6 protein-coding genes are annotated in these 9,433 nt (G+C 60.0%); 4 read left to right on the top strand and 2 right to left on the bottom strand.

The features are described from left to right. The first annotated feature begins 765 nt into the window (after positions 1–765). The 3 genes from BLW62_RS18610 to BLW62_RS08075 all read left to right on the top strand — a co-directional run bounded on the left by BLW62_RS18610 (position 766) and on the right by BLW62_RS08075 (position 4,055). Positions 766–1,173 carry a hypothetical protein gene (locus BLW62_RS18610; RefSeq protein ID WP_175459708.1) on the top strand — a complete coding sequence of 136 codons (408 nt, stop codon included), beginning with the start codon at positions 766–768 and terminating at the stop codon, positions 1,171–1,173. Between the two features lie 288 nt (positions 1,174–1,461). After that, positions 1,462–2,097: a chalcone isomerase family protein gene (locus BLW62_RS08085; protein WP_090506604.1), complete on the top strand. Its 636-nt coding sequence runs from the start codon at positions 1,462–1,464 to the stop codon at positions 2,095–2,097. A gap of 695 nt (positions 2,098–2,792) precedes the next feature. Continuing rightward, on the top strand, positions 2,793–4,055 hold the full coding sequence (locus tag BLW62_RS08075; protein WP_245726694.1) for a hypothetical protein: 1,263 nt from the start codon (positions 2,793–2,795) through the stop codon (positions 4,053–4,055). A gap of 127 nt (positions 4,056–4,182) precedes the next feature. On the opposite strand, the gene larC is transcribed toward BLW62_RS08075, so the two are convergent. Next, on the bottom strand, positions 4,183–5,559 hold the full coding sequence (gene larC, locus BLW62_RS08070; RefSeq protein ID WP_090506602.1) for a nickel pincer cofactor biosynthesis protein LarC: 1,377 nt from the start codon (positions 5,557–5,559) through the stop codon (positions 4,183–4,185). A gap of 236 nt (positions 5,560–5,795) precedes the next feature. Here larC and BLW62_RS08065 point away from each other — a divergent pair, with 236 nt between their 5' ends. Further along, positions 5,796–8,027 (top strand): CDC48 family AAA ATPase, encoded by a 2,232-nt coding sequence (locus BLW62_RS08065; protein ID WP_090506601.1) that lies wholly within the window; start codon positions 5,796–5,798, stop codon positions 8,025–8,027. Between the two features lie 413 nt (positions 8,028–8,440). Here BLW62_RS08065 and BLW62_RS08060 read toward each other — a convergent pair whose 3' ends face one another. Beyond that, positions 8,441–9,406: an NADPH:quinone reductase gene (locus tag BLW62_RS08060; RefSeq protein ID WP_090506600.1), complete on the bottom strand. Its 966-nt coding sequence runs from the start codon at positions 9,404–9,406 to the stop codon at positions 8,441–8,443. Positions 9,407–9,433 lie beyond the last annotated feature (27 nt).

Here is a 9,433-nt window from a genome sequence, read left to right as displayed (position 1 = left end):
GACAACGGCGACGACGCTGACAACGGCGACGACGCTGACAACGGTGAAGAGGATGAGGAAGGGCTCGCTCTCCTCGAGACTGCCCTCGCCTTCGGTGTCCTCGCATAATTCGGTAGCGTAACCCGAGAACCACACACAATTCGCCACGTTGTTTTTTTTGCCTCGCCCCTCGCGAACATCGGTGGAATTACAGCGAGGACTCGATGGTCATACTGACACGGACGTTCACCGTAGTGCCAGCGACTACTAACGGAGTAGATTGCTCTTCGAAGTGGTCTAACGGTGGTCTGGCAGTGGCTATTTTCATTCCGAGCCGATTGACATCGCATCTACCACCAATCCGACGGAAATGATATCTATTTCACCACTGTTGGCAATTACTACAACGGGTATACGATATCGAGAACGCTTTCACACGAGTAATTTCGAAGACAGGCCGGGTCTGATTCAATCGCGCGATATGAGTGTATCCCATATGTAAATTCGGTGATGAACAATTACTGTCTCGATAGCGTTCTCCGATCAACGACGGTGAATCTTTTCACTGGATCTTACTGATCCCAATTCCGTGTATACATCGAAACCATTCTTCGGTTTAATACTGGAATCCCCTGACCACTCATCCGGGCAACACGGCGTTGGAACCGCTCGAAACCGCCGAACTAAGCATGTGGGAAGTGCGTATCGCACGAGCCGTGCGTGTAGATCGGTGTGACAAATATACCTCGAGCGGTCCACGCGTACGTGGTGCCCGATCAATAAATCATGAAACGCGCAATCGCGATGCTACTGACGTTCGCAATGGTCGGCAGCCTCATGTTCATGGGGTTCGCCGGAACAGCAGCCGCACAGGACGTAGATGTTGACATCGGCGGAGACGGCGGGGATGGTGGACATGCGGGTAACTACGCCGAAGTGAACCAACAGAACAACAACGCTCAGATCGGTATCTCTGAAGCCACCGCCACGAGCGGTGGAGCCGACGACACTAACGAGAAACCGTACAACAACAATGACGAGGCTGCTGACAGCACGTCAGCTACGTCGTCCGTTGACCAAACCCAGGACGTGACGCAGTCCAACGATGCCAGTGTGGACCAGAACGCTGAAGCTGGTGACGGCGGCGACGGCGGTGCCGTCAATGTCGAACTCGGCCTCCTCGGCGTTCTATAACAGCAGTAACGAGTCACATCAACCCCGTTAACTCGGTATATTTTTTGAGTCAACACAGATAGCCGCCGGCTCACCGGCGGAACCGAACGCCACTCGAGACCTTACGATCCGTCGAGTTTAGCTTATTGTCCCTGTGACTGTCCCGTAGACCAAAAGCTGATGTCGCTGTTCGCTCACTCGAGTTGGGACCGACTTACTGTCGAAACGATCCCCGCAACTAAACGTTCCCGTTGACGTCGACCGAGCCAACGGAAGCCAAATGATGGTGCTCCGCTGCTCACAAACACTATGAATCGACGACCGACGATCGGAGTCGTGATCGGACTCGCAGTCGTGGCGATCATCGTCGCGGGTGCGGCGGGGATCGCAGTTCCGGACAACCCCTCGAGCGACGCGGCAGAAAACAGTTCAGAACCGATGACAGACGCAACATTTCCCTGGGGGAACGTAACGGCCGACGAAACTGCCGACGGAACGCACGTCGAGGTGGCGGCTGAGACCGACGCCGGCGTCTCGTTTTCGGTGACGACCGCGTCCGACGCAGCTGACGACTACTCGGCGGAGGAACTCGAGACCGACTCCGAGACGGACGTCGAGACGCTCTCGTGGGGGACGGTGATCCACACGACCGATTCTGAAACCGGTGTGACGGACGTCGAGGTGATCGTCGACGCCGAAGATAACGTCTCGGTGTCCGTCTCGTCGGAGTCAGACGGCGACGTGTACTCGGAGTCGACGTCAATCGTTCAATCGACCGGTGAGGACGGCGAAGACGGCGAAGATGGCGACGCAGGTAACGGCGGTGATGGCGGCGACGGTGGCGACGCGAGTTCGAACGTGAGCATCAGCCAGTCGACCGAATCGACGACGAGCACCTCGAGTGGAGACGGCGTCTCGATCGATATCGACGCGGACGACGGCTAACCGATCGGTTACAACCGGCCGGTTCCCGCCGGAGGGGGGTTCGATTACGACCCACCTCGAGCCTCGGTCCCAGTCACCGACTATCGGTTGTCTCCGTCCTTCAGGCCCTAATCGTCCAGTATCTTCTGTTCCGCACACCGGGCAACCTCGCGATTGGGAGCGTGGTCTCTCGGACCACCGCCAGCGCGTCGTCGTACTCAGCACTCACGTCGTAAATCTCACCATTCGCGTCGCTGGCGACCTCGTACGATTCGCCCTCGAGTTCAATTTCGACCGTTTCGAACACCGCGATTACGGTCTAACGAGGGGGCGACTCTCCACTTTACGCTCATTCCCAATTTTCACCAGCATCCAAATCGTTCGAGACTTCAATTATACCGCGATTCCGACTGTCGTCCCACCCGTTTCTCGAGCGAGTTCGTCGGTTCGAGATGGAACGACCCCGGAATCCGACTGGTTTGCCACAGCATACTTTCACGCCGTATGAGTTCGGTTAGAAATCCGTGAAACTAACCCTCTATATCGATGCTTGGCACAATACTCCGAAAATGGAACCGTAAGTGTGCTTCAAGGTGCTACCATAATCACAACTGGATTTCAACTGGCGTTACCGTTCTGTTTGGTCGACATACTGTCGGCGAAAAGAGTTCTGTCTCTGGATAACAAAGAGTTGGTGTACTGTTCGCAGTTCTTGTATGGCAAGTGACGAAGATCACGACCCTAGTGGTGTCGAACGAAGAACGTATCTACGAGGAATCACCGCGGCTGGCGCGGCCAGTGCAGTCGGGTTGGGTGGGCTCTCAGCAGTGTCTGGATCTACGCAACAAGAAGCTCCCCAACAGAATCAGCCGCCCATCACCGCCGAATTCTGTGGGACGTTCGTCCCCGGTCCGCAGGTCCGACAGTGTATCGCGTGCGTCGAAGCGCAAGAGGACTGCGACGAGGTCAGCCCGCTGTTCCCGCTGTTCACGGACCTCACCGGACAGTGTTTCACGCCCGACGAGATCCCCGAGGGTGCTGACTACGTCACGCTCAAGGCAGGACAGTTCTGTTACGTCGCACCCGTCGAGGAGGGCGTGACTACGTTCTGTCTGCCGCCGGGTTCGCCCGACATCAGCAACGCGACGTTCTACGAGTGCGATTCCGACGACCCACAACCCGCGCTGATGGACTTTAAGGTGACCTGCGATGAGATCACCGTCACCACGATGAACATCGACGACGGGACTGAGCTGACCGCGGAGGTGACGTTCCTGGACGCCGATGGCGAGGAGTCGACACAGACGTTCACGGCAACCGTTCAGAACAACACCGCGACGTTCACGCTGCCCGGAGATCTCAACCCGACTCGCTTCATCCTCACGCTGAACGACCTCGTGCTCGACGATCAGCATGTCGTCGCCCAAGACGCGCCGTGTACCCCCGAACCGCCGGACCCACCGGAGCCGGAGGATCCACGGATCGAGGCCCTCGAGGTTACCTGCGACGCGATCACGATCACGACGACGGACATCCCCGTGGGAGAGACCATCTTTGCGCAGGTGACTTTCGTCGGAGACATCGTCGAGACGTACAACGTACCCGTCGGCGCGGACGGCGTCGCAGTAGTTCCGTTGCCCGGCGACCTCGATCCTTCGTTCCTCCAGATCGTCTACGACGGCGACATTCTGTTCAACGCGAACGTGCAGGCGATCGACGCGCCGTGTGCGGAGGTGCCACCGGAACCACCGAAGCCACCGAAGCCACCGAAGAAAAAGAAGAAGGGTAAGAAGAAAGACAAGAAGAAGGACAAAGAGAAACTCGAGCGGAAAAAGCGCGCTTACGAGAAGAAAAAACGCGAGTGCGAGAAAACCAAAAAGAAACACGAGAAAGGGCGGGTAGACGAGAAGAAACTCGAGCAGAAAAGAGACGCCTACGAGAAGAAAAAGCGTGAGTACGAGAAATTGAAGTGTGAGTGAACGACTAATTTCCTAATCCCCCTTCTGGAAGTTTCGACACTCTTTACCGACGAATAGTAGCCTTTGAACGCCTGAAAACACTCGGGACGTGAGTACTCACTCACGGCCCAGATTGGCTCACGACGACTCAGTATTCTGTTGAGTACGCCCGTTCAGCACGCCGTAGCACCTCTCGTATCGGACAGTTTGTTTTTGCTGCGACAGCCGCCGCGTCGTCGTACTCAGCACTGACGTCGTAAACCTCCCCATCCTCATCGCTGGCGATCTTTACCGCAACCTCGTACGCCTCGCCCTCGAGGTCTACCTCCACCGTTTCGAACTCCCGATTCGCGATCCATCGATGTGTCGCCCCGGCATCCCGAACGCCGAGTGTGCCCGTCTCTTCGGCCAGCGCTCGAGCCACCCGCTGTCGGTCCGCAGGCTTGCAGATGACCTTCACGAGGTGGCCGGGACGGGACTTCTTCATCGTCGCGGGGAGGATCGAAACGTCTCGCGCGCCCGCGTCCGCGAGCGTTTCCTGTAACCCGCCGAGGACCTCCGGTGTCGCGTCGTCGAGGTTCGTCTCGAGGACGGCGATATCGTCCTTCTCGAGGCCGCCACGTGCTCCGTCGTCGCCGACGAGCACGCGAAGGACGTTCGGGTGCGGGTCGAGGTCGTAGCCACCCGCGCCGTAACCGGTACCCTCGAGGTCGAGCGTCGGCAGCGACTCGATGCCGTCTGCAAGGTGAGCCAGAATCGCCGCACCGGTGGGCGTCAGGAGTTCGGTATCGACGGGGCCACCCCGAAGCGACCACTCAGCCCGTTGGGCGAGTTCGACGACCGCGGGGGTGGGGACGGGGTACTCGCCGTGGCTCATCGACACGGAGCCACCGCCCGTCGCGAGCGGCGTGGTCACGATTCGTTCGATCTCGAGGTCGTGTACCAACAGGGCCGCACCGACGATGTCCGCGATGGCGTCGTCGGCCCCGACCTCGTGGAAGTGAATCTCTTCGAGTGACTCCCCGTGGACACTGGCCTCGGCTTCGCCGAGAAGTTCGAAAATCGCGAGCGCGTCGGCCTCGACTGCCGGCTCGAGGTCCATCGCTTCGACGATTTCGCGGACCTCGAGATAGCTTCGGTGGGGACCGTGTCCCTCGGCGTGCGTGTGGCTGTGGTCGTCGGAATGGCTGTGTTCGTGGGAATGGTCGTGATCGTCAGCGTCACCGTGTTCGTGATCGTGACCGTTGTCGTGCTCGTGAGAGTGATCGTGACTATCCCCGTCACCGTGTTCGTGGGAGTGGTCGTCTTCACTCCCGTCGTCGGCCGTTTCGTCTCGATCTGTCAGGTAGACACCGACCGTCGTCGAGGAAATCCCGGATTTGACGGTCTCGCCGATTCGGTATTCGACCTCGAGTGCGTCGGTGACGGGTTCTAAGGCGTCGGGGTCCGCGCCGGCATCGAGCAAGGCGGCGAGGATCATGTCACCGCTTGCGCCCATGCGCCCATTGAACGCGAGCGTTTTCATAGATAAACGGCTGTGAGGCACGGCTAAAAAGCCATCTTCTCAGCGCCACCGTCTCGCTCGAGATCGAGGGGTTGGAGATGTGTCGGTACCCCCAAAACCGACCGATGCCGGTACAGCTATGTATGTACCTGTGGGAGTTATCCATGGTAGCATTTAGCACAGGAAATGACTTGGGCTAGCAAAAAAACTATCCGCGCACGAGGCGGAGACACAGACAAGGCCGTCCATCCCGAATCATGAACGAAGTTCAACTGGAGGTTGCGAAGGCATACCCGAACGACTCGGGTCGTGGTATCGCCCGACTCGACCCGGACACGCTGTTACATCTGAAGCTCAGTCCGGGCGACATCATCGAAATTGAAGGTGCAGATACGACCGCCGCGAAGGTGTGGCGGGCAGACCGGCAGGACTGGAATACGGACACCGTCCGTATCGACGGGTTCACCCGCCAGAACGCCGACGTAGGGATCGGCGAGCGTGTGACGATCCGAAAAGCCGAGGCGACGAAGGCTGACAAGCTCACTCTCGCCCCACCCGAGGAGGCGTCGGTGCAGTTTGGCTCCGACGCAGCCGGCATGGTCAAACGACAGATCCTCAAGCGGCCGGTCGTCGGCCGCGACATCGTCCCGGTTATGTCCTCGACGAACCATCCATTCATGCGGTCGCCCGGACAGGCGATTCCGCTCATCGCCGTCGAGACGGAGCCGGAGGGTGTCGTCTTGATCACCGAAGACACCGACGTGGAACTCCGGGAAGAGCCGATCAGCGGCTTCGAGAAGACCGGAGGCGGGATCACCTACGAAGACATCGGCGGGCTCCAAAACGAGATTCAACGGGTCCGCGAGATGGTCGAACTGCCGATGAAACACCCCCAGATCTTCAAGAAACTGGGGATCGAGCCCCCACAGGGCGTCTTGCTTCACGGCCCACCCGGCACCGGGAAGACTCTGCTCGCGAAGGCCGTCGCCAACGAGACCTCCGCGAGTTTCTTCTCCATCGCCGGGCCGGAGATCATCTCCAAGTACTACGGCGAGTCCGAACAACAACTCAGGGAAATCTTCGAAGATGCAAGCGAGGAGTCGCCCGCGATCATCTTCATCGACGAACTGGACTCGATCGCACCGAAACGCGAGGACGTCACCGGCGAGGTCGAACGCCGTGTCGTCGCCCAGTTGTTGACGATGATGGACGGCCTCGAGGCTCGAGGTCAGGTCATCGTCATCGCGGCCACGAACCGCGTCGATTCGGTCGATCCCGCCCTTAGACGGCCCGGCCGATTCGACCGCGAGATCGAAATCGGCGTGCCTGACGAGGTCGGCCGCGAGGAGATCCTGCAGATCCACACCCGCGGCATGCCCCTTTCGGACGACGTCAGCCTCGGTCATCTGGCCGACGAGACCCACGGCTTCGTCGGCGCGGACATCGAGAGCCTGACGAAAGAGGCCGCGATGAAAGCCTTGCGCCGATACTTGCCGGAGATCGATTTGGACGAGGAGGACATCCCGCCGAGCCTGATCGACCGGATGATCGTCAAGCGCGAGGACTTCCGAGGCGCACTCAACGAGGTCGAACCCTCGGCGATGCGGGAGGTGCTCGTCGAACTACCGAAAATCTCCTGGGACGACGTCGGCGGTCTCCACTCCGCGAAAGAGCAAGTTCAGGAGTCCGTCGAGTGGCCACTGAACAACCCCGATCGATTCGATCGGCTCGGAATCGATCCGCCGGCTGGCGTCTTGCTCTATGGGCCACCCGGAACCGGGAAGACGCTCATGGCAAAAGCCGTGGCCAACGAGACGAACGCGAACTTCATCTCGGTCCGTGGACCACAGTTGCTCTCGAAGTGGGTCGGCGAATCGGAGAAGGCCATCCGGCAGACCTTCCGCAAGGCGCGCCAGGTCTCCCCGACGGTGATCTTCTTCGACGAACTCGACGCCCTCGCACCCGGGCGGGGCGGCGAAGTCGGCTCGAACGTCTCCGAGCGCGTCGTCAACCAACTCCTCACCGAACTCGACGGCCTCGAGGAAATGGAGAACGTGATGGTCATCGGCGCGACCAACCGACCCGACATGATCGATCCCGCACTCCTGCGCTCGGGCCGGTTCGATCGCCTCGTCATGATCGGCGAACCCGACATCGACGGGCGCGAGCGAATCCTCGAGATCCACACCGAGGACACGCCCCTCGCGGCGGACGTGACGCTGCGTGAAATCGCAGAGATCACTGACGGCTACGTCGGCAGCGACCTCGAGTCGATCGCTCGCGAGTCGGCGATCGAAGCCCTCCGAGAGGACCACGAGGCCGACATCGTCGAGATGCGCCACTTCCGACAGGCGATGGAGAACGTTCGGCCGACGATCACCGACGACATCCTCGAGTACTACGAGCAGATCGAAGAGGAGTTCCAGGGCGGCGGTTCGGGCGGTCCCGGGCCGACGGGCCGACGCGGCAGCCGAATCGGCTTCCAGTAACCGGCTTCGGTCGGTTTCGAAATCGGTCGCGTTTTCCAACTGATTCGATTCCTACACTGCGGTCGTCTGGTCGCCACTGTGAAGTTCTCCGTTCATCGCTGATTCCCGCCGACCGTCACCAAATCTCCCCGTTCGTCGTCGATTCACGTGTTCCGTTCGTTGTGCGACTTTGGGTTCCATAAATCGGTGTATCACGATCAATCGTGCATATCTATGTCAGATAAAAGTGGTTTTCATAGAGTTAAGAATGCCTCTTGCTCACTCCGAAGGTCAACTAAACAGTTGATGCAGGGGTTTCGATGTGAAACAACCGAAGGTGCTGTGCTGAACTCGTTCTCTGTACTGATTACTCGTCAGAGTGTAGCAAAGACGGTATGCAAACTGTTCTATGATGGCCTGATAGCTGGCTTACATCAGGGTTCGATGACCAATTTCCCAAGGTAGCTGTCGTTCATCACGTCCACCTGTGCCTGCCCGGCGTCCTCGAGGTCGTACGTCCGCGCGAGTTCGATCGAGAGCGCGTCGCTCGCCATGAGGTGGGCGACGCCGCCCAGCGGGACGCGCAAGTCGGGGGTGTTGAACATGCTCATGAACTGGTAGCTGACGTCCTTCGAACGGGCCGCACCGTCGTTCGTGAAGCCGGGGTCGGGGCTGTTCTCACCGATCCCGACGACGCGACAGCCGGTCGCAGCGACGTCCGCGTCGAACTGGAGATAGTCGTCCAGTCGGTGGTCGAGAATCGCGTCGACGCCGCCGTCGCTTTCCTCGAGAACGGCCTCAGCTAAATCGTCTCGGCCGTAGTCGAGGACGGTCTCCGCGCCGAGGGAGGCGAGGTCGTCGTGGTATGCCTCGGAAGCGGTCGTAATCACTCGAGCGCTGACCGCGTCGGCGATCTGGACGGCGGTGTGTCCGACGCCGCCGGAGCCCCCGTGGACGAGACAGTACTCGGCCGGGTCGAGGTCCGCGTGGTCGATGAGCGCCCGCCAGGCGGTGACGGCGACGACGCCGGCGGCACCCGCTTCGGTCAGATCGGCGTCGTCGGGAAGGTGGACGACACGGTCGGTCGGAATCGTCGCGTACTCGGCGTACGCTCCCTGTGAGCCCCCGTTTCCGATTCCGGTGCCGAAGACGCGGTCGCCCTCCTCGAACCCCTCGACGTTCTCGCCGACCTCGGCCACGACGCCCGAAACGTCGACGCCGGGCGTGAACGGAACTGCGACTGGCTCGTACGACCCGTCTCGGAAGTAGGTATCGACGGGGTTGACCCCGGCCGCGGCGACCTCGAGGAGGAGTTCGTCCTCGTCGGGCGTCGGTCGCTCGATGTCTTCGACCTGCAGTACGTCGGCGTCGCCGTGTTCGTGAAGACGGACAGCGCGCATATCGTGTAAAACAATCCGCCAGGGCAG

This window comes from Natronorubrum sediminis (assembly GCF_900108095.1).
In the GTDB taxonomy this organism is placed as follows: domain Archaea; phylum Halobacteriota; class Halobacteria; order Halobacteriales; family Natrialbaceae; genus Natronorubrum; species Natronorubrum sediminis.
Note: the sequence above shows the minus strand (reverse complement) of the source record. Positions and strands in the feature narration are given on the sequence as shown.